The organism is Nocardiopsis kunsanensis DSM 44524 (assembly GCF_000340965.1).
Classification (GTDB): domain Bacteria; phylum Actinomycetota; class Actinomycetes; order Streptosporangiales; family Streptosporangiaceae; genus Nocardiopsis; species Nocardiopsis kunsanensis.
Window position 1 is genome coordinate 23,910 of sequence record NZ_ANAY01000007.1, and the last position, 21,958, is coordinate 45,867.

The 21,958-nt window shown below is 70.3% G+C and carries 15 protein-coding genes; 5 read left to right on the forward strand and 10 right to left on the reverse strand.

Annotated elements, in window-relative coordinates; all coding sequences use genetic code 11:
* Positions 1–74: 74 nt before the first annotated feature.
* On the forward strand, positions 75–1,610 hold the full coding sequence (gene hflX / locus D456_RS0106075; protein WP_017575272.1) for a GTPase HflX: 1,536 nt from the start codon (positions 75–77) through the stop codon (positions 1,608–1,610).
* Between the two features lie 341 nt (positions 1,611–1,951).
* The gene (locus tag D456_RS0106080; RefSeq protein ID WP_017575273.1) at positions 1,952–3,160 is read left to right on the forward strand and encodes an amidohydrolase family protein; all 1,209 of its coding nucleotides are present in this window, start codon (positions 1,952–1,954) and stop codon (positions 3,158–3,160) included.
* Positions 3,161–3,247: 87 nt separating this feature from the next.
* On the opposite strand, the gene holA is transcribed toward D456_RS0106080, so the two are convergent.
* From holA to D456_RS0106105, 5 genes are all read right to left on the reverse strand, one after another.
* Positions 3,248–4,216, reverse strand: coding sequence for a DNA polymerase III subunit delta (gene holA, locus D456_RS0106085; RefSeq protein ID WP_017575274.1), 969 nt, complete (start codon positions 4,214–4,216; stop codon positions 3,248–3,250).
* Positions 4,217–4,347: 131 nt separating this feature from the next.
* Entirely contained in the window at positions 4,348–6,717 is a 2,370-nt protein-coding gene (locus D456_RS0106090; protein WP_017575275.1) for a ComEC/Rec2 family competence protein, read from the reverse strand.
* 138 nt (positions 6,718–6,855) lie between these two features.
* Entirely contained in the window at positions 6,856–8,259 is a 1,404-nt protein-coding gene (locus tag D456_RS0106095; RefSeq protein ID WP_017575276.1) for a ComEA family DNA-binding protein, read from the reverse strand.
* 726 nt (positions 8,260–8,985) lie between these two features.
* On the reverse strand, positions 8,986–9,255 hold the full coding sequence (gene rpsT, locus D456_RS0106100) for a 30S ribosomal protein S20 (RefSeq protein ID WP_017575277.1): 270 nt from the start codon (positions 9,253–9,255) through the stop codon (positions 8,986–8,988).
* A 339-nt stretch (positions 9,256–9,594) separates the two neighbouring features.
* Positions 9,595–10,572 (reverse strand): hypothetical protein, encoded by a 978-nt coding sequence (locus tag D456_RS0106105; protein ID WP_017575278.1) that lies wholly within the window; start codon positions 10,570–10,572, stop codon positions 9,595–9,597.
* 245 nt (positions 10,573–10,817) lie between these two features.
* Between D456_RS0106105 and lepA the strand changes: the two genes are divergently transcribed.
* Positions 10,818–12,668, forward strand: a complete 1,851-nt coding sequence (lepA, locus tag D456_RS0106110; protein ID WP_026115615.1) for a translation elongation factor 4 — start codon at positions 10,818–10,820, stop codon at positions 12,666–12,668.
* A gap of 106 nt (positions 12,669–12,774) precedes the next feature.
* Here the strand turns inward: lepA and D456_RS0106115 are convergent, their stop codons facing one another.
* The 5 genes from D456_RS0106115 to D456_RS0106135 all read right to left on the reverse strand — a co-directional run bounded on the left by D456_RS0106115 (position 12,775) and on the right by D456_RS0106135 (position 19,868).
* On the reverse strand, positions 12,775–13,683 hold the full coding sequence (locus tag D456_RS0106115; protein WP_017575280.1) for a sugar ABC transporter permease: 909 nt from the start codon (positions 13,681–13,683) through the stop codon (positions 12,775–12,777).
* The gene (locus D456_RS0106120) at positions 13,680–15,299 is read right to left on the reverse strand and encodes an ABC transporter permease subunit (protein WP_026115616.1); all 1,620 of its coding nucleotides are present in this window, start codon (positions 15,297–15,299) and stop codon (positions 13,680–13,682) included. The genes D456_RS0106115 and D456_RS0106120 overlap by 4 nt, the downstream gene beginning before the upstream one ends.
* 2 nt (positions 15,300–15,301) lie before the next feature.
* Complete coding sequence (locus tag D456_RS0106125) at positions 15,302–16,543, reverse strand: sugar ABC transporter substrate-binding protein (RefSeq protein WP_017575282.1); 1,242 nt, start codon at positions 16,541–16,543, stop codon at positions 15,302–15,304.
* Positions 16,544–16,861: 318 nt separating this feature from the next.
* On the reverse strand, positions 16,862–18,091 hold the full coding sequence (locus D456_RS0106130) for a sugar ABC transporter substrate-binding protein (RefSeq protein WP_026115617.1): 1,230 nt from the start codon (positions 18,089–18,091) through the stop codon (positions 16,862–16,864).
* 184 nt (positions 18,092–18,275) lie between these two features.
* On the reverse strand, positions 18,276–19,868 hold the full coding sequence (locus D456_RS0106135) for a glycoside hydrolase family 13 protein (protein WP_017575284.1): 1,593 nt from the start codon (positions 19,866–19,868) through the stop codon (positions 18,276–18,278).
* A gap of 91 nt (positions 19,869–19,959) precedes the next feature.
* On the opposite strand from D456_RS0106135, the gene D456_RS0106140 reads away from it, so the two are divergent.
* Both D456_RS0106140 and D456_RS0106145 read left to right on the forward strand, forming a co-directional pair.
* Positions 19,960–21,003 (forward strand): LacI family DNA-binding transcriptional regulator, encoded by a 1,044-nt coding sequence (locus D456_RS0106140; protein ID WP_026115618.1) that lies wholly within the window; start codon positions 19,960–19,962, stop codon positions 21,001–21,003.
* Positions 21,004–21,119: 116 nt separating this feature from the next.
* Positions 21,120–21,803, forward strand: a complete 684-nt coding sequence (locus D456_RS0106145; protein WP_017575286.1) for an MOSC domain-containing protein — start codon at positions 21,120–21,122, stop codon at positions 21,801–21,803.
* The last annotated feature ends 155 nt before the right edge of the window (positions 21,804–21,958 follow it).

Genomic DNA, 21,958 nt, shown 5'->3' on the forward strand with positions numbered 1-21,958 from the left:
CATCGGGGTGCCGCCGCACGGTTCGGTGACCGGAAGAAACCCGGCGGTGGTGACGTTGACCCAGCTGGAGGGATATGAATACAACTCACACCCGCGGAAGCGCTCTCACCGGCCACGGGGCCGACCGGGACGCCGTCCGCGAGGCGATCACCGTCGGGGACGGGGTCGACGCGACAGAGGCGCCGGCCACGCAGGCCGGCGCACGCCACGACGGCCACACTGCCGTTCCCGGCCAGGGCGAGATGGAACTGGCCGAGCGCAACGCGCTCCGCCGCGTCCAGGGACTGTCGACCGAACTCACCGACGTCACCGAGGTCGAGAACCGCAGTCTGCGCCTGGAACGTGTCGTTCTCATCGGTGTCTGGGCCAGCGGGAACGGGACCCAGGCCGAGGCCGACACCTCACTCGCCGAGCTCGCGGCCCTGGCGGAGACCGCCGGCGCCACCGTTCTCGAAGCTCTCACCCAACGCCGTTCCAAACCCGACCCCGCCACCTACATCGGTAAGGGCAAGGCGGCCGAGCTCGCCGATGTCGTCGCCTCGACCGGGGCCGACACCGTCATCTGCGACGGTGAACTCACCCCCGGCCAGCTCACTCAGCTCGAGGACGTCATCCAGGTCAAGGTCATCGACCGCACCGCACTGATCCTCGACATCTTCGCCCAGCACGCCCGCAGCAGCGAGGGCAAGGCCCAGATCGAACTGGCCCAGCTCAACTACCTGCTGCCCAGACTCCGCGGCTGGGGCCACACACTGTCCCGCCAGGCCGGCGGTGCCGGCGGTGGCGGCAACGGCGGTGTGGGTCTGCGCGGTCCCGGTGAGACCAAGATCGAGACCGACCGTCGACGCATCAACGACAAGATCGCCAAGTTGCGCCGCCGGCTCGCTCACATGCGCACCACCCGTGACGTCAAGCGCGATGTGCGCCGTAGCCGCCAGGTGCCCTCGGTAGCCATCGCCGGCTACACCAACGCCGGAAAATCCAGCCTGCTCAACCGGCTCACCGGGGCGGGGGTCCTGGTGGAGAACGCGTTGTTCGCCACCCTCGACCCCACCGTGCGCCAGGCACGCACTCCGGACGGCCGGGCCTTCACCCTGAGCGACACCGTCGGGTTCGTCCGACACCTGCCGCACCAGCTCGTGGAGGCGTTCCGCTCCACACTGGAGGAGGTCTCCGACTCCGACCTGGTCATCCACGTGGTCGACGGTTCGCACCCCGACCCCGAGGAGCAGGTCCGGGCCGTGCACGAGGTCTTCGCCGACATCGATGCGACCGACGTGCCCGAGCTCGTCGTGGTCAACAAGGTCGACGCCGCCGACCCCGACACGCTCAAGGCCCTGCGTACGCGCTACCCCGGCGTCATCGAGGTCTCCGCGCGCACCGGCCAGGGCGTGTCCGAACTGATCACGCGGCTGGCCGAGTCGCTGCCCGAGCTCGCCCACGAGGTCCGGGCGCTCGTGCCCTACTCGCGGGGCGACCTCGTGGCCAAGGCCTACGAGGAGGGCCGGGTCCTCAAGGAGGAGCACACCCAGGACGGTACGGACATCCACGCGTTCGTGCCCGAACTCCTGGCCGCCAAGCTCGGCGAGTACACACCCAGCACCGCCTGAGGCGGAATGCACGTGCACGGGTCCGGGGAGGAGCATCTCCCCGGACCCGTTCGTGTGTTCGGTCCAGGCCAACGGGTCTGTATGCCTCCTCGGTCCCCATGATTTTGTGCGAGGGATGTCCCGGAACACTCGCTTTTCGGGCTACAGGAAGGTGTACACGGGCTCGGAGAATGGACTACGGTTTTGGCACCGGTCGGCAGTGGCCCGATGAGACCCCCGAGTCGAGGACCGCCGACACCGGATCGCCGGACCATTTCCCAGATACGAGGTCGCCATGCCCGCCCGCGCCCTGCCCGTAGCCCGCCGGATCACCGGTGCCCGGGTCTGAGCGCGGAGAACACATGTCGATCTCCCTGCTCACCAATATCGGGCGGCTCTGGACCGGAACGGAGATGCTCACCAAGGCGGCGATCCTGCTCAACGAGGACCGCATCGCCTGGGTCGGCCCCGCCGCCGAACTCCCGCAGCAGGTGCCCGGCGTCGTCGAGGACCTCACCGACGTCGACGAGGTCGTCAACATCGGGGGCGGCCTCGTCACCCCCGGGCTCATCGACGCCCACTGCCACCCCGTCTACGCCGGCGACCGGTACGCCGAAGTGAGCATGCGGGCCAACGGAGCCTCCCACGGCGACATCTTCGCCGCGGGAGGCGGAGTGTCCACGACCGTCACCATCACCCGGGGCACCGACCCCTGGACCTTGTGCAACGCCGTCCGGGAACGCCTGCGCCACTGGGTGCTGGGCGGGGCCACCACGGTGGAGGCCAAGACCGGGTACCACCTGACCCGCGACGGTGAACTCGCCGACGTGCGCCTGCTGCGCTCCCTGGAGGAGGAACCGGGGATGCCGCGCATCAACGTGACCTTCTTCCCCGCGCACGGGGTGCCGCCCGAGTTCTTCGGCCGGCCCAAGGAGTACGTCGCCACGGCCGCCTCCTGGCTCTCCGACGCATCCACGGCCGGAGCCGACGGTGTCGACATCTACTGCGATAACCAGCAGTTCACCACCGAGGACGCACACATGCTCCTCGGGGTCGGACAGTCGGTGGGTCTGCGCACCACGCTGCACGCCTGCTCCCGCCCCCGGCACGGCGCTGTGCGCATGGCCGCGGAAATGGGATGTTCCTCCGTCGACCTGCTCCACGAGACCGACGACGAGGACATCCTCGCCCTCACCAGTACCCGCACCCCCGTCGTCGCCTGCCCCACCACGTCGTTGAGCGAACACCGGAGGCCACCGGTGCGCACCCTGCTCGACCACGGGGTGCCCGTCGGCCTGGGCACCGACCACAACCCCGGGCAGAGCGGGGCGACGTCGATGCCGCTCGTGATGTCGCTGGCGATCTCCATGTTCGAGATGACCGTCCAGGAAGCGCTCACCGCCGCCACCCTCGGGAGCGCGCACGCCCTGGGCCTCACCGACCGGGGTGTGCTGGCGCCCGGGTGCCTGGCCGACCTCGTGCAGTGGGACGCCGACCACGAAGGCGCGTTCGGATGGTCGATGGGCCTGCAGACACTGCGTGTGTGGCAGGGCGGCCGCACGATCCGGTGAGCGCCGGACCGGCCCTCGGAACCGGGACGGACGACCGGAGCCGTGCCGCGGACCGCGGCCGGAAACCGCCCAGGAACAGGGCAGGGCTCAGTGGCGGGCTCCGCCACGGGCGTGCGCGATCTCGACCACCGCGCGCTCCAACGCGTACTCGGGGTCCCGGCCCGCACCCTTGATGAGCGCGTCCGTCTCAGCCACGACCTCCATGGCCCGTGCCACACCGGCCACGTTCCACCCGCGAGCCTGCTGGCGGAGCGTACGCAGCTTCCACGGCGGGACCTTGGCCCGTTTGGCCAACTCCGCCTCACCCACCCCGCGCGAAGACTGCGCGACGACCGCGATGCCCCGCACCGCACCCGCCAACGCACTGTTGATCAGCACCGGCGCCGTGCCCACCGCCAGGGACCAGCGCAACTGCTCCAGAGCCTCGGGAAGACGCCCCTCCACCGCGCGGTCGGCGACGGTGAACCCCGACGCCTCGGCCTTGCCGGAGTGGTACCGGGCCACCGTCCCGGCGTCGACCCGGCCCTCGGTGTCGGCCACCAGCTGGGTGCAGGCCGCCGCGATCTCGCGCAGCTCGCTGCCGACCGAGTCCACCAGCGCCTGCGCTGCGTCCGCGGTGATCTGGCGCCCCGCCGAGGAGAACTCCTTCTTGACGAAGGCCACGCGCTCGGCCGGCTTGGAGGGACCCTTGCAGTCGACCCGCTGCGCGCCCGCCTTCAACGCGGCCTGCAGCAACGCCTTGCCCTTGTTGCCGCCCGCGTGGGTGAGGACCATCGTGACGTCGTCCGCGGGGTTCGCGAGGTAGTCGGTCACCGTCGTGGCGAGGTCCTTGGTGAGGTCCTGCGAGGAACGCAGCACCACCACCCGGCTGTCGCCGAACAGGGAGGGGGACGTGACCTCCACCAGGGTGCCCGGCCCCACCTGGGAGGGGACGAGATCGTGGACGTCCACGTCGGGTTCGGCCTCGCGGGCGGAGGCCACGACGGAGGCGACGGCGCGGTCCACGAGGAGCTCCTCGTCACCGACGATGACCGTGAGCAGGGGCGGTGCAGGCATACCCCGAGCATGCCACGGACCACGGACGGTTCCGTCCGTCGCAGGCCTCCTTCCCGCGTCCGGCCCCTGGGGCGCGCGGTGCAGCGGGGCCTTCGGACACGGGGAGCACCGCCCGGACCGGGGCAGGGACCTCAGGTACCGCGGTCGGGTGCGGGGCCGCGGACCACGCCGCGGGGCGGACCGGTGCCGCCACCGGGAAGCACCGCGATCGGCCCGTCGCGGTCGGTGCGCAGGTTCACCGGCGAGATCCCCTCCAACAGCCGTAACGTGAACGGCGCCGGATGGCCGTAGGGGTTGTCCTCACCCACCGACGTGAGCGTCATCTCCGGGGACGTCGCGGCCAAGAACTCCGGAACCTGCGTCCCGCCCCCGTGGTGCGGTGTGTTCAGCACACCCACCGAGAGCAGGTCGGCCCCGGGGAGCGAGAGCAGCCGTTCCTGTGCCTCCTCCTCGACATCGCCGGTCAGGAGCACCGACACGGGACCGTCGGCCCGCACCACCAGGGAACGGTCGTTGGACGACCCGTCGAAGTCCGGATCGGGCCACAGCACCCGCAGGGTCCAGGGACCCACGCGCACCCGCGAGCCGCGTTCACCGACCCACGTGCGCACGCCCCCCTCCGCGAGCTCATCGCCCACGGGCGAGCCCGTGAAGTCCGAGGGCACCAGCGCGGCGGGGACCGTCCGGTGCCTCAACACCCCGGGCGTCCCGTCCACGTGGTCGGCATGGTCGTGGCTGAGTACCAACAGGGGCACCGTCGAGACACCGAGGTCGCTCAGGCAGCCGTCGACCGCCTCCGGCTGCATGCCGGTGTCGAAGACCACCGCCGAACCGTCCCCGACCGACAGCACGAACGCGTCACCCTGACCCACGTCGCACGCCACCACCGCCCACCCCGCCGGCGGCCACCCGCCCGGCAGGCACCGCGACGCCAGGGCCAGCACCAGCACAGCGACCACCCCGGCGGCCACCACCCGTAGCCAACGCCGGGACCGCGCCGCCAACAGGAGCGCCAACAGCACCGCCAACACCAGGGCGCCGACCACGTCCCCACGCCACGGGAACGCCCCGTGGGGCACACGGGCCCCGTACTCGGCCACACCGGCGATCCACGAGACCCCGAGTCCCGGCACCCGCACCAGGGCACCCACGGCCGGGTCCCACACCCCCGTGAGCCAGGGCGTACCCGCGACGAACGGCGCCGCACCCAGCGAGGCGAGCGCGGCCACGAGCGCACCGAGCACGGTCACCGTCGCCACCACCGGAGCGGCGAGCACGTTCGCGGGGACCGCCACCCACGAGACCTCTCCCGACAGCAGCACGAGCACGGGCGAGACCGCCAGCTGGGCGGCCAACGCCACCGCACACGCCTCCGCCAGAGGGCGCGGTACGCGCCGGGACCACGTCCGCGACCACGCCGGGACCCACAGCAGGATCCCCGCGGTGGCCAACACCGAGAGCGCGAACCCGTAGGAGGAGGCCAGGCCCGGGGCGGCGAACAACACCCCCACCACGGTCGCGCTCAACGCCCCGAGCCCGGCGTGCGCACGCCCGGTCGCCAGCGCCAGCAGAGCGATCGACCCCATGAACGCCGCGCGGACCACGCTCGGTTCCGGACGGCACACCAGCACGAACAGCCAGATCATCACCGCACCGCCCGCCACCGAGCACCAGGTCGGTGCGCGCGCCAACTTGGCCACGGCCAGCACGAACCCGGTCAGGACAGCCAGGTTGGCCCCACTTACGGTCAGCAGGTGCGACATGCCCGTGGCGCGGAAGTCCTCGGTGGTCTGCGCACCGATCTCCGAGACATCACCCACGATCAGTGCCGGCAGGAGCCCGCGTTCCGGCCGGTCCAGGACCTCGGCCGCCTCCCGGAGGCGCTCACGCACCCCGTCGGCGAAAGCCTGTGTCCGGGAGACCGGCCCGATCCCCTCCGGAGGGCCGCGCACCGCCACGAGCGCCGCCGTCATCGGGTCCTCCTCCTGCAGGAACGCCCCCCGCGCCCGGACCCGCTGGCCCGGCAGCAGGGTGCCCCACTCCGGGCCGGAGGCCAACAGGACCACGGGGGCGCTCCCACGGGTCTCCAGGTTCCGAGCGGTGATCACCCACTCGGCCCGGCCCGGGCGGGGCTGCCCGGCCCGGGCCCGGGGGTCGGTGCGCACCTGGGCAACGAACTCGACCTCCCCCGGGCGTCCGGCGGCGGCGGTCGCGGAACTGTGCTCCACCCGGTACAGGTGGAGGCCGGTCACCGCTGCTGCCGTCGCCGAGCACCCCAAGGTCGCTGCCAGCCCGAGCGCAACCGCCTCCACGGGTGGGCGGGCCACGACGAGCACACCGAGTGCGAGCCCGGCCACGAGCGCGGCGAAGACCCAGGAGATCCACGGAGCGACCGCGAGCGCGCCGAGAACGGTCAGCCAGGTCGCCACCGCGGGGGCCGCCAGACGCAGGTCGGGAGGGCGCCCCACGGAGAAACCGTCGGTGCCCAGCCAGCTCACCACCGCGTTCCGATCCTTTCCGTGCACGTCCGTTCGGACCCTGGGGCGGCCGGTACGCGTGGGTGGTGGGCGCCGGGCGGAGCGCCCGTGCCGGAGCGCGGTGTGCGTACGCGGGTTCGAGGGGCAGGCAAGTGGGCGGGGTCAGAGCATCACCCGGTCCTCCAGACCATCGAAGGTGCTCTGCCCGATCCCGCTGACCTCCATCAGCTCCTCGACGTCGGAGAAGGATCCACCGAGGGAGTCGCGGTGCTCCAGGATCGCTTCGGCCTTGGCCTCGCCGATCCCCGGCAAGGCCTCCAACGCGGCCCCGTCGGCCTGGTTGAGACTGATCCGTCCGCCGTCCTGGCCGCCCTCGTCCTCCGCGTCTTCGGCGGCGACCTCCGAACCGAGCAGGATCCGTTCGCCGTCGGCCACGGGGCGGGCCAGGTTGACCAGGTCCAGGTCGGCGTCGGGCAGTGCGCCTCCGGCCTCCTCGACCGCGTCCAGGACCCGTGCCCCGGACGGGAGCGTGTACAGGCCAGGTTCCTCGACAGCACCCCCGACGTGCACGACCACGTCCTCGTCGGCTCCCGGTCCGGCGCCGTCCCCCGCGGTGCCGTCCTCCGTGGCGCCGTCCCCGCTGCCGCCGCTCTCGGGGGCGGCCTGGGGCGCCATTTCGGGGAGGTCGACCTCCTCCGGTTCCCGGCGCAGGAACAGCAGCGCGGCCAGGACCGCTGCCGCGCCCAGGACGAAGAGCGCGACGACCGCCCGTTTGGACAGGGCCGCGTTCGGGCCCCACCATCGGGCCAGGCGGTTCATCGGGCCGTCGGCAGCGTCGTCGGTGTCGAACTCCACGTAGCCGGACGGCGGCCTGCGTTCCTTGAGGACCTCCTCGTCGCAGGGGTCCAGCCACGGGGACCCTTCCGGTTCCCGGGAGCGCCTCCCCGGTGCGGTGCCCGGTACGGGGGCGGCGACGGCCACCGTGTCCTCGGGGTCGCGGTCGGGCCAGTCGGCGGAGGCGGTGCTGCGCTGCTTTCCGGACGGGGGATGCACGGGCCAGGACGGCCGGCGGTACTCGCGCGGTTGTTCCCCCAAGGGCCGGTGCCCCACCCATTTGCGCGCTGTGGGAGGGCGTGGGGCGGTGCCGGACCCCGGGTGGGCGGGGGCCGGGGAGCGCGGGCGCAGGCGCACGGTCCCGTCGTCGGGAAGCTCCCTCTCGACGTGGGAGGGAGGGGAGGGGCGAGCGCTCTCCGCTGTGGCGGAGGATGGCCCTGTGGGAATGCGGGGCCGGTGATCACGTAGGACCTCGGTGCTGATCGGTGGGTCCTCGGCGGCGGTGTGCTCGGAGGTGGAGGGGGCCTGGCCGTTCGCCCTCGCGCCGCGGGTCCTGCCGCTCGGTCCCGGACCGTGGGCTGTCCCCGTGGGGTCCGGGGTGTGCGGGCTCGGGGCGCGACGTGGACGCAGGCGGGTGGTGACCGTACCGTCGAGCAGGTCGTCGTCGGGGTCGGTGGCGGACGGGGAGAGCTCGTCTCCCGTGTCCGCCCCGGCGGGGGACCGTGCTTCCACGGGCGCCGCCGGACGTCCCTGAGGGCACGGTCGTACGGACGTGTGCGTGCGGCCGCGGGGGTGTGTACGGTCCGTGTCCCGGGGACCGCCGGAACCGGTGTCTGCCCGGCGCGCTCCGGAGGGTGGCGGCAGGCGCTCGGTCTCGGACTCCTCCAGCAGCGCGGTCAGCGGTGTGTGCTCCTCCCCGGGGCGAGGGCCGGAAACAGCGGCCTCCCCGGAACGGAGACCCTGCTCCCGGCGGGGTCCGGGCCATGGTGGAGGGGCGTCGGTGCCGGAGCGTCTGCCCGTGCCCGCCGACGGGCACGGGGGAGACGCGCGCCCCTCCGTGCCCGTGCGTGGCCGTCCGGGCGTGGTACCCCTGCCCGGCCGAGTGCGTGTGTTCCCGGGACCGGTACGTCCCTCCGCGTCCGTGCGCGGGGACCCGGGACCGGGGTGGTGCCGCACCGCGTAGGGAGCGGCCGGCACGGGGGAGCCGGCCAACGGCGGGCGCGGGATCCGGGAGCGCAGCCGCTGGGCCGCAGGGGACTCGTGCAGCGGACGCGGGCCGCCGTCAGGGGGCGGTCCCGGCGCGTGGTGGCGTTCGTGCCGGGGGGAGCGAGGACTCATACCTCAACGCTAGAGAAGGGGTAGCCGTGTGTCATCGGGTGATTCCGAGTTGTGGACGACCCCTGCACAGAAAAGCCCGGCCCCGGGGTGACCGGGACCGGGCTCCGAAGAACCGGGGGCTCAGGCGGCCTGCAGCTTGTCCAGACGCTTGGCGATCGCGCTCTTGCGGTTCGCGGCCTGGTTCTTGTGGATGACGCCCTTGCTGACGGCCTTGTCCAGCGAGCGGGCGGCGCTGCGCTGGGCGACGGTGGCCTGCTCGACGTTCCCGGCCTCGGCGGCCTCACGGAACCGGCGGATGGCGGTCTTCAGGGAAGAGCGCACCGCCTGGTTGCGGACACGCGCCTTCTCGTTCTGCAGAATGCGCTTCTTCTGCGACTTGATGTTCGCCATGCGAAAACGTGCTCCAGTTGCTCTGTTGCTGTGCGCCGATCGAACAGGCCGTCCTACTCACGTGCAGCCGTTCCGTGAGTGGCGTGCGTGGGCGTCGGCGCGGGGTGTGTGAGTCCACAGGGCTCGAAGCCGAGTGTGGAAATCCGAGACACGGACTTCCAGTATGCAACATGCGCGCACTGGTTCGTGCACTCGGTGCGGGCGGCTTCCCCCACATTTCCTCTTCCTGGGCGCATGTTCCCCGCGCGCCGGCAACACACGGTTCCCGTCCACGGGCCGTTCCCGGGCGTAGGACCCGTGGGCCGGCCGACCCCGCACCCGGCCGGGTACGCACCGGGATCAGCCGTTGCCGAGCCATCCCGAGGTGTAGGCGTCCAGGTCCTCCCGGTCGGCCTCGTCGGCCACGTACAGCGCCACACCGACCGTGGTGTCCGCACCGGGACCGGCCTCGCCCAGCCCCAGGCGTACCGCCCGCAGGGCCGTCTCCGCCTCTTCGTTCTCGTGCACCGGCGCCCACGTGCGGCTCGTGTGGACGGGGACACCGAAGCGCACGGTGAGCCCCTCCTGCCGGTTCAGAGCATCCAGCGACTGCGTGACCTGGCGGGCCATGAAGCCGCCGTACATCGACCCCGTGGGCATCGCCGCGTCGACACCGGGCAACACGACGTCGTCGGCCTGTGCGACGACACGCTCCAGGTAACCCTTGGACCAGTACTTCTCCCCGCCGCCGAACACGAACGAGGGCACCCGCCCGCCGGGCACCAGCTCCACGTGGTGTGCGCGCACCGACAGCACGGGGTCCTCACCGAGTTCCTCGCGCACTTCCTCCACCAGCGCAGGGTAGGAGGGGTCGTTGACCGTCACCGGGCTCACGTCCAGGTGCACGCCGTCGAACCCGTCGCCGGCCAGCTCCGCGGCGGCCGGCACCAGCTCCGCGCGTTCCTCGGCCCCGAACCGGTCCTCCACCAGGGAGGAGCCGTCCGCGGTGTGCCGCAGCCAGGCCAGGGCCCGCACGTCGGGGTGGTGCTCATCGAGCCAGGACAGCAGGGAGGCGGTCTCCTCCACAGGCGTGACCGAACCGTCCCCGGAGATCCGTCCGGCGTGCACGTACAGGGTGTCGATCCCGCCGGTGCCCAACAGGGCCGAGAGAGCGCCGGTGTCCTCCCAGGAACCCACCCAGGCCGCGTCCGAGCCGCTGCCGCCCACCGACGAGTCCGGTTCGCCCGAGTACTGGTGGGCCAGGAGCGCGCTCGCCGCCACCGCCAGGACGGCCACTGCGGCCACTCCGGCGAGCAACCGTGTCAACACCCACTTCACCCGATCGCTCCTTCCACGGCCCGTTCGGGCCCCTGCCTGCCCCGTCCGTACCCGGGATCGTCGACCGCACCGGCGTGAGGGGCCGGAAGCTGACATAATCTGGACAGTACCTCCCGCGCCCACGGGCCCGACCGCTCTGTCGACCGGTCGCCGGCCGTCGCCGTGGGATGATGTCAGACGCCGCCGACCGCGGCGGGTCGATGCCCGCGCGCACGACCAGCAACCAACCTGTTGAACGGAGCACGGTGGCACAGCCGAACTGGACCGATCCTGCGCGGATCCGCAACTTCTGCATCATCGCGCACATCGACCATGGCAAGTCGACGCTGGCCGACCGGATGCTCCAGATGACCGGGGTCGTCAAGGAACGCCAGATGCGCGCCCAGTACCTGGACCGCATGGACATCGAACGTGAGCGCGGCATCACCATCAAGTCGCAAGCGGTACGTATCCCGTTCACCGCCCTGGACGACCAGGAGTACACGCTCGACCTCATCGACACCCCCGGGCACGTCGACTTCACCTACGAGGTCTCCCGTTCACTGGCCGCCTGCGAGGGCGCGATCCTGCTCGTGGACGCCGCGCAGGGCATCGAGGCCCAGACCCTGGCCAACCTGTACATGGCGCTGGAGAACGATCTCGTCATCATCCCGGTGCTCAACAAGATCGACCTGCCGGCCGCCCAGCCGCAGAAGTACGCCGAGGAGCTCGCCGGTATCATCGGCTGCGACCCCTCCGACGTGCTCAAGGTCAGCGCCAAGACCGGTGACGGCGTGGAGGACCTCCTCAACGAGATCGTCACCCAGTTCCCGCCCCCGGTCGGTGAGGCCGAGGCCCCGGCACGCGCGATGATCTTCGACTCGGTCTACGACACCTACCGCGGTGTGGTCACCTATGTGCGTGTGGTCGACGGGCGTCTGCGCGCCCGCGAGCGTATCCAGATGATGTCGACCAGGGCCTCCCACGAGATCCTGGAGATCGGGGTGAGCTCACCCGAGCCGCGCAAGGCCGACGGTCTGGGTGTGGGCGAGGTCGGCTACATCATCACCGGGGTGAAGGACGTACGCCAGTCGAAGGTCGGTGACACCATCACCTCCTTCAACAAGCCCGCCGAGAAGATGCTCGAGGGTTACCGGGAGCCCAAGCCGATGGTGTTCTCGGGCCTGTACCCGATCGACGGGACCGATTACCCGGTCCTGCGCGACGCCCTCGAGAAGCTCCAGCTCAACGACGCCTCGCTGGAGTTCGAACCGGAGACCTCCGCTGCCCTGGGGTTCGGTTTCCGTTGCGGTTTCCTGGGCCTGCTCCACCTGGAGATCACCCGTGCCCGCCTGGAGCGCGAGTACGACCTCGACCTCATCTCCACCGCGCCCAACGTGGTCTACCGGGTGGACATGGAGGACGGTGAGGAGCACATCGTCACCAACCCCAGCGAGTTCCCCGGCGGCAAGATCGACAAGATCTACGAGCCGGTCGTCAAGGGCACGATGCTCACCCCGTCGGAGTTCATCGGCCCCATCATGGAGCTGTGCCAGGACCGGCGGGGCACGCTGCACGGTATGGACTACCTGTCCGAGGACCGTGTGGAGATGCGTTACACCCTGCCGCTGGCCGAGATCGTGTTCGACTTCTTCGACCAGCTCAAGTCCCGCACCAAGGGGTACGCCTCCTTGGACTACGAGCCCACCGACGAGGTCGAGTCCGACCTGGTCAAGGTCGACATCCTTCTGCAGGGCGAGGCCGTGGACGCCTTCTCCGCGATCGTGCACAAGGACAAGGCCTACGCCTACGGGGTGGAGATGACCAAGAAGCTGCGCGAGCTCATCCCGCGGCAGCAGTTCGAGGTGCCCATCCAGGCCGCGATCGGTTCCCGGATCATCGCCCGTGAGAACATCCGCGCGATCCGCAAGGACGTGCTCTCCAAGTGCTACGGCGGTGACATCAGCCGTAAGCGCAAGCTGCTGGAGAAGCAGAAGGAGGGCAAGAAGCGCATGAAGATGGTCGGCCGGGTCGAGGTGCCCCAGGAGGCCTTCATCTCCGCGCTGTCCACCGAGAGCGGCGGCGACGAGAAGGACGAGAAGAAGAAAAAGAAGTAGTGCGCCGCGGGCCGGTCCCACCCGGCCGGCCCGCAGGACACACGACGAAGGGGGAAGGTCCCCGCGGGGACCTTCCCCCTTCGTCGTGTGCGGGGCAGGACGGACCTCAGCCCTTGACCGCTCCGGAGGTCAGGCCTTCGGAGATGTAGCGCTGCAGGAACCAGAAGACCGCGAGTGTGGGCAGCGACAGCATGATCGCCCCGACCGCGAACATCCCGAAGTTGGCGTTGCGCTGCGAGTCCACGAGTTGGTGCAGCCCCAGACCCAGCGTCTGGGCGTCGGTGTCACGCAGGAACACACTCGCCAGCAGGAACTCGTTGATGGTGTTGATGAACACCAGCAGTGCCACGATCGCCAGAACCGGGGTCACCAGCGGCAGCATGATGCGGAAGAACACCTGTGCGTGGGTGGCCCCGTCCATCTGCGCCGACTCGTCGAGCTCCTTGGGGACGGTGTCGAAGAACCCCTTCATGAGCCAGGTGTTGATGCTCAGCGCACCGCCCAGGTACACCAGCAGCAGCCCCCACCGGGTGTCGAAACCGATCGCCGGGTAGAGCTCCCCGAGATCGGAGAACATCAGGTAGATCGCCACGATCGCCAAGAACTGCGGGAACATCTGGATCACCAGGAGCCCGATGAGTCCCACGCGCCGTCCCTTGAACCGCATCCGGCTGAAGGCGTACGCGGCCAGCGCCGACAGCAGTACCGTCACGGCGGCGTTGGTGACTGCGAAGAACAGCGAGTTCGTGTACCAGGTCGCGAACGGTGTGCTGTCGAACAGGGCGCGGGCGTTGTCGAAGCTCGCTCCGGTCGGCCACAGTTGCGAGCTACTGAGTGTCCCGAGCGGGTTGAGGGCTGCCGAGACCACGAACAGCACGGGGAAGACCGCGAACGCCACGACGACCAGCATGACGGCGTGGCGCCAGCCCAGCCGGCGTGCCCACAGGGCGAACCGGGTCCCGGTCGTGCGGCGGTGCACGGGCCGAGCGACCGTGTCGAGGGTGTCGGCCGTCATCGGTCCACCTCCTGCAGTGCCTTGCTGCGGCGCAGGCTGACCACCGACATCACCGAGACGATGACGAAGATCATCACCGACATCGCCGCCGCGTACCCGTACTGGGCCGTGGCCTCGCTGAAGGCCAGGCGGTAGGTGTAGGTGATGAGCAGGTCGGTGGCGCCACCGGCCATGGTCCCTTCGGAGGTGAACGGTCCGCCTTGGGTCAGCAGCCACACCGCGTTGAAGTTGTTGAAGTTGAAGGCGAAGGTGGAAATGAGGATCGGGGTCATCGCCACCATCAGCAATGGCAGGGTCACGTGCCGGAAGGCCTGCCAGGGGCCGGCCCCGTCCAGGTGGGCCGCCTGGGAGAGTTCGCGCGGGATCGCCTGGAGCGCGCCGGTGGCCACCAGGAACATGTAGGGGTACCCCAGCCACACGTTGGCCAGGATCACGGCGGCCCGTGCGGCCCACGGGTCGCCGAGCCAGTCCACCTCCAACCCGAGCATGCGGTTGAACAGCCCGAAGTCGGTGTTGAACATGTCCCGCCACAGCAGGTACATCGCCAGGGAACTCATGGCGTAGGGCAGCACCACGAGGATCCGGTAGGCGACCTTGCCCCGCATGCGCGGGGTGTGCAGGGCCATGGCCACTGCCAGGCCCAGCACGAACACCAGGAAGGTGACCGATGCGGCGAAGGCGATGTTCCACACCAGCGTCCCGAAGAAGGCCGTGGCGAAGGTCGGGTTGACCAGGAACCGCAGGAAGTTGTCGAACCCGACACCGACCTGCCAGCCCTGCGCCAGCCGCTCGCCGTCCTCGTCGTAGAAGGCGCCGCGGTCGTCGTCGGCGGTGTAGACCGTGCCGGTCTCGTTGTCCTCCACGCAGTCGCAGTCGGCGTCGTAGGTCCGCAACGCGGTGCCCTCGAAGGCGCTGCTGAGTCCGCTGGATCGGATCCCGCTGCCTTCGCCGGTGGGTACGGCGAACTCTTGGAGCTCGTCGCTTCGGGCGTTGATCTCGTTGGGTGACAGCAGTGTGTAGCCGAAGGCCTCGGAGACCTTGCCCGTGCTGTCGACGGTGGCGCCGGTGAGCTCCTCGAGTCCGTCGGCGTCACCGGCGTAGGCCTGCCCTTCCTCGTCGGTGAGGAGGAAGACGAGTTCACCGGTCTCGGGGTCGCCCGTGGTGGCGACGGTGAGGGTGTACTCCTCGGAGTCGTCGGTGCGCACCACGGAGAAGGCCTCGATGGAGGCGATCGCCTGCTCCTTGGTACCGCGGTGGCCGTCGCTCATGTTGGTCAGCGACGTACTCATCGTGTACAGGACCGGGAGGATCTGGAAAGCCATCAGCAGGGCCACACCCGGCACCAGGTACTTGGCCGGGACCGTGCGCCCGGACAGGTAGACCCAGTAGACGAGGGCGACCACGGCCACGGTCAGGGCGATGCCCCACCAGTTGCCCGCCACGTACAGCGGCAGGACGGCCCAGATACCCAGGGCGGTGAACAGCCCGAGGAGGGTGAGCTTGACCAATGTGCCGGTGAGTGACCCGCGTGCGGCGAAACGTCCTCCGGGCAGGGGCGGGCGCGCGGGCCTCCCATCGCTGGGAGTGCCCGCGGGCCTGGTGTTGTCGGTGGCCACTCTTACTGGCCGATCCGCTCGGCGATCTGCTCGTGGGCGTTCTCCATGGCCTCACGCGCGTCCTCGCCGCTGATGATCTGGGCCTGGGCCACACCGAGGGGCTCCCACGTCTCGCCCATCTCGGGGATGTTGGGCATGGCGACGCCGTGCTCGGCGGCATCGGCGATCGCGGCGATGTTCGGGTCCTCCTCGGAGACCGATTCCAGGGCCTCGGACTGCACGGGAGTGCGCGGGTCGGCCTCGTACAGGTCGAGGACGAACTCGGGGTCGGTGACGTGGTTGACCACGAACTCCTCTGCCAGCGCGCTGTTGGCACCGCCCTCGGAGACGTAGAAGGACTGGTAGCCCAGGTAGGGGCTGGCGGGTTCGCCGTCCTCGAAGCCGGGGATCGCGCTGATCTCGAAGTCGACGTCGGAGGCGTTGGCGTCGGCCAGGTTCCAGGGGCCGGCCACGAAGAAGGCGGTGTCACCCTCGAAGAAGAGGGGCGCGTCGTTCTCGACGTCGATGCTGCGGCGCAGCACCCCCTCGCCCTCCTCGCCGTACTCGGCGATCCGCTCCATGGCCTCGATGGTCTCGTCGGAGCCCACGCCGAGGTCGTCGGGGTTCCACTCGCCCTCGTCGTTCTGCCCGAAGAGGTAACCGCCGGCCGAACGCATGAAGGGGTTCATACGGAAGGGGTCGCCCTCCTGGTCGACGGCCATGGCCAGCACCTCGTCGACCTCGCCCTCGTCCTTGAGCTCGGTGCCGGTCTCGACGAGCTCCTCGAAGGTCTCGGGGGCGTCCGGGGCCATCTCGGTGTTGCGCATGAGGAAGATGTTCTCCTGCGCGTAGGGCACGCCCAGCAGCTGTCCGTCCAGGGACATGGCCTCGACCGCGGTCTCGTCCAGCTGCTCGGCACGGTCGGAGGGCAGCTCGATCGGCTGCACGGCCCCGTTGCGCATGAGGTTGCCGACCCAGTCGTGGGCACCGAGGAACAGGTCCGGTGCGTTTCCTGCCTGGTGGGCGTTGACGACGTCGCCCTGGATGTCGTCGAAGGAGACGTTCTGGACGTCGACCTCGATGCCGTTGGTCTCGGCGAACTCCTCGGCCGCCGCCTGGATGGCCTCGGAACGCTCGGGGTCGGACCAGATGACGAGGGAACCCTCCTGGCTTCCGTCGCCCTCCTCGCTGCCGTCCCCACCGCCGCACGCGGTGGCCATCAGGCTGAGGGCGGCGATACCGGCCAGAGCCGGGACGCTTCGCATTCTCATGTGTCTTCCTTCCGGGGTCCTGCAGAGGGGCGCATGCGGTTCGCCGGTGAAGCGGGACCGTCGGGGCATGCGTAGTGATGTGACGTTAGCAATAATTTGCAGTGTTTGAAATGCTTTGCAGGGTACTTGGGTAAAAATGTGGAAACATGACGGAAACAACTCCGTGATGTTCACCCCTGGGTAGTGCCTGCGTGACACTCGGTCGGGAAAATCTGTGACCGAACCGTCGAGAGGTCACATCATCGCTCAGCGGATGAGCGGGGTAGCAAGGCGCGCCCCCGGATCCCCACGGACGCGCCGCACACCGACTGCTCAGTCGAACTCGGACACGATGGCCTGCTCGGCCTCCGACAGCACCGTGGACGGGTCCGCTCCGCCGATCACGTCAGCACCCGCCTGCCCGAACGGTGTCCACACAGCGTCCATCTCCGGGATGGCCGGCATAGGTATCCCGTTCTCGCCCGCACGCTCGAAACCCTCCAGGTCCGGGTCCTTCTCGGAAACCGTTTCCAGGGCCTCGTCCAACGCGGGCATGCGCGGATCGGCGTCGTGCAGGATCACCGACAGTTCCGGCTCGGTCAGGAAGGTCTTCGCCAGGTGCTCGGCCAGCTCCGGGTCGGCGGCCCCGGAGGAGACGAAGAAGGTCTGCACACCCACCAGGGAGCGGGACGGGCCGCCGTCCTCGAAACCCGGGATCGGGCCGACCTCGTAGGGGGTACCCGCCTCCTGGATGGCCGGCACGTTCCAGGGCCCGGTGAGCAGGAACGGCGCCGCAGCCGAGATGAACAGGTCCGCGGTGTTGTCGGCATCGGTAGACCGCTCGAGCACACCGGAGCCGTCCTCGCCCAGCTCCGCCAGGCTCTCGAAAGCCGACACCGACTCGGGGGAAGCCACCCCCAGCTCCGAGGGGTCGGGGTCACCCGAGGCGTCCTCACCGAACAGGTAGCCGCCGGCCGAGGTGAAGAACGGATGGAGGTGGTAGGCATCACCTTCCTGGCCCTGCTGCACGCTCAGCACCTGTTCGGCGTTTCCGCTCTCCACCAGCCCCTCGCCCGTGGCCACCATCTCCTCGATCGAGGAGGGCTCCTGCGGTGCCAGGTCGGTGTTGCGGATCAACGCCAGGTTCTCGGTGGCGTAGGGGACGCCGTGGACCTGCCCGTCGTAGGTGACCGCTTCCAGTGCACCCGGGGTGAACAGATCGGCGTCCTCCTGGGGATCGATACCGACCGGGACCACGGCGCCGGCCTCCACCAACTCACCGGTCCAGTCGTGCGGGCCCGCCAGGAGGTCGGGCCCCAGGCCTCCTTCGTGGGCACTGAGGAAACTGTCCCGCAACTCCTCGTGCTCGACGACCACGACCTCGATCCGGGCACGGGTGTGGCGCGCGTAGGCCTCGGCGAAGGTACGCATCGCCTGGTACCGGTCCTCGTCGGCCCACATGATCAACGTGCCGTCGAAGGGTTCGGGGTCGTCTCCGCCGCCGGAGCAAGCGGTCAGGGCCAGAGCGAGTGCGCCGGCCAACAAAGGGGATCGGAACCTCACGGAGCCTCCTGAGGTACGAGCGGTGCCCGTGAGGGGGCGGGGCGCGGGCGCCGCATGAGTAGGGGAAAGAAAAGGGGGGGCAGGGGCAAGAAGGGGAAGGGGCGGAGCCGAGTGGTCCCGGCCCCGCACAGGGAGGGTTCCTGGGGCCGGAACCGTGGCCCCGGCCCCACCGAACACGGACGGGTCAGACGCGCAGCCAGACGGCCGTCTCCCCAGGCAGCGTCAGCCGCTCACCCGTGGAGACACCCGGGCCACTGGCCACCAGGACCTCACCGCTCTCCGGCAGCTCCACCGCCGCCCCGGTCATGTTCACCGCACAGCGGATCCCCGCCCCGCGGTCGAAGTACAGGACCCCCTCGGGGGCCTCCAACCACTCCATGGTCCCGTCGCCCAGAGACGCCAGCTCGCTCCGCAGCTGCAGAGCACGCGTGTACATCTCCAGCGTCGAGCCCTCCACACCGCGCTGGGAGTCGCGCGAGAGCGGACCGTAGGACTCGGGTATCGGCAGCCACGGGGCGCTCCCCTCCGGACCGAAACCGAACGGGGCGCTGCCGGCCTCCCACGGCAGTGGCACCCGGCATCCGTCACGACCGCGGTCGGTACGGCCCGAACGCTCCCACGTGGGGTCCTGCAGCGCCTCCTCCGGAAGGTCGGTCACCTCCGGAAGGCCCAGCTCCTCACCCTGGTACAGGTAGGCCGAACCCGGCAGCGCCAGCATGAACAGCGTGCCCGCACGCGCCCGGCGCAGGCCCTGCTCGCCCCCGCCGAAACGGGTCACGTGCCGCACCACGTCGTGGTTGGACAGCACCCAGGTCGTGGCCGCTCCGACCGCACCGTTGGCCGCCAACGAGGTGTCCACGACCTCCCGCAGGCGAGCGGCGTCCCACGGAGCGGTCAAGTACTCGAAGTTGAACGCCTGGTGCAGCTCGTCCGGACGCAGGTACCGCGCGATCCGGTCGACGTCCTCCACCCAGGCCTCGGCCACCAGGGCCCGGTCGCCCTCGTAGGAGTCGGTGATCCGGCGCCAGCGCCGGTAGATCTCGTGCACCCCGTCCTGGTCGAAGTAGGGCAGTACGTGCTGGCCGTCGAGCATGCCCGCCTCGGTGCCCTCTGCCACGTCGGGCAGATCCTGGTCCTTGACCATGCCGTGCGCGACGTCGATGCGGAACCCGTCCACGCCCCGGTCCAGCCAGAACCGCAGGACGTCCTCGAACTCGTCGTGGACCTCGGGGTTGGTCCAGTCCAGGTCGGGCTGCTCGGGGTCGAACAGGTGCAGGTACCACTGCTCCGGGGTGCCGTCGGCCCGCTTGAGCCGCGTCCAGGCCGGGCCGCCGAAGATCGAGGTCCAGTTGTTGGGCGGCTCGTCCCCGTTCGGGCCGCGGCCGTCCCGGAAGAGGTACCGCGCCCGCTCGGGGCTGCCCGGTTCGGCCGCCACCGCTTCCCGGAACCACCGGTGGGCCGAGGAGGTGTGGTTGGGCACCACGTCGATGATCATGCGGATGCCGAGCTCGTGGGCGGCCGCGAGGAGAGCGTCGAAGTCCTCCAGGGTCCCGAAACGCGGGTCGACGTCGCGGTAGTCGGCGACGTCGTAGCCCCCGTCGGCCAGAGGGGAGACGTAGAAGGGGGTCAACCAGACCGCGTCGACCCCCAGTTCAGCCAAGTACGGCAGCTTCTGGCGGATGCCGGCGAGGTCGCCCTCGCCGTCGCCGTCTGAGTCGGCGAAGCTGCGGACGTAAATCTGGTAGATGGCCGCCTCGCGCCACCAGTGCGACTCCATTGAGGTCCTTCCTGAGATCCGTGCAAGTTCTTGCGCAAGATTACCGTCAACTTTCTGTCGTGTGACAGTCATCTCGACTAAAGTCGGGCCCATGGGTCCAAGATTGGCCGACATCGCGCGGCACGCAGGCGTCAGCGAGGCGACCGTCTCGCGGGTGCTCAACGACAAACCAGGGGTCGGCGGCGAGACACGGAAGGCCGTCCTCACGGCGCTCGACGTGCTCGGATACGAACGTCCTGCACGGCTTCGGCAGAGGTCGGCCGGGCTGGTCGGCATGGTCGTGCCCGAACTCGGCAACCCCGTCTTCCCGATGTTCGCCCAGGCCGCCGAGAGCGCCCTGGCTCAGCGCGGCTTCACCCCTGTGCTGTGCACCCAGACCCCCGGCGGTATAACCGAGGACGAATACGTCGAACTGTTGCTCGAGCGCAACGTCTCGGGCATCATCTTCGTCTCCGGCCGCCACGCAGACACCACCGCTTCGCGCGAACGCTACGAGGCTCTCGTCTCCCGGCGCCTGCCCATCGTCCTGGTCAACGGCTACTCCGAGGACCTGCCCGCGGCGTTCGTCTCCTGTGACGACCGCGAGGCCGGCCGCCAGGCCGTCGACCACCTCGTTGCCATGGGACACACCCGTATCGGCTTCACCAGCGGCCCCGAACGCTACGTCCCCGTACGCCGCAAGCTCGAGGGCTACCACCAGGCCCTGGCCGCACACGGGCTGGACGGCGACGGCCTCGTCGAACTCTCCCTGTTCGGGGTCGAAGGAGGAGACGCGGCCGCGAGCTCCCTCATCGAACGCGGCGTGACCGCCATGGTCTGCGGCTCCGACATGATGGCCCTCGGCGCGATCCGTGCGGCCCGCAGGCGCAGGCTGCGTGTGCCCCAGGAATTCTCCGTGGTCGGCTACGACGACTCCCAGCTCATCGCTTTCACCGATCCCCCGCTGACCACCGTCCGCCAACCCGTCAGCGCCATGGCACTGGCCTCCGTACGCACCCTCTGCGACGAGATCGCCGGCCACGCCGCTTCTCGCACGGAGTACATGTTCGCCCCCGAGCTCGTCGTGCGCGGCTCCACTGCAGCCTCCCCCTCCCGCACGGGTCCCGCGGTCGAGGCCGTGCCCCGCCCCGTCTGAGCGCACCAGGACGGGTGCCGCGTGCCGGAACGTACGCCCGCCCGAGGATCCCCCGCTGCGGCCCGCCGCGTAAAACCCTTTGCAGTGGGCCGCAGGGGCCGCTCTAGGATTCCCGCATGGACATCGAGGCCCACATCCTCTCCGTACAGACCGGCCGCGCGTTCGACGCCGGCTGGGCCGGGCGTATGAAACGCACCGCCATCGACAAGACCCCGAGGGAGGGCGGAGCCCGCGCCGGCCCCCTCGGCCTCGACGGTGACGAGCAGGCCGACACCGAGCACCACGGTGGCCGCGACAAGGCCGTCTACGCCTATGCCCGTGAGGACCTGGACCTGTGGGAGAGCCGTCTGGGACGCACACTCGGGAACGGGAGTTTCGGCGAGAACCTCACCACCATCGGGATCGACCTCCTCACCAGTGTCGTCGGTGAGCGCTGGCGGGTCGGTCCCGTCCTGCTCGAGGCGGCCCTGCCCAGGACCCCGTGCGGGGTGTTCCAGGGATGGCTCCAGGAACGGCAGTGGGTGCGCCGTTTCATTGAGGAAGGCCGCACCGGTGTCTACCTGCGCGTGCTCGAACAGGGCCACATCGCCCCCGGAGCCCCGGTCACCGTCGAGCACCGCCCCGACCACGGGATCACCGTCCTGGCCGGGTTCCGTGCCGGCCGCGTCGGCGACCTCGACACCCTGCGCAGGCTGGCCGAGCTACCGGGCGCGCCCGAAGAGTGGGGCGTCTGGGCCGAACGCGCCGCCACCCGCGCCCAGAACCTGTCCGGGAGCAGCAAGACCCCCGGCCGAACATAGCCGGTCCGGGGCTCCTCGGGACCCGATTCGGTGCGGCGCCCTCGTGCTCGGCGCCTGCTGACGGGTGTGGGGTGGGCCGGTTCGGGGCGTGGACCTGTGTCGGGGTCGGTCTCCGGGTTTCTTGTGGGGCCGGGGAGTGGGACGGGGCACGCCGC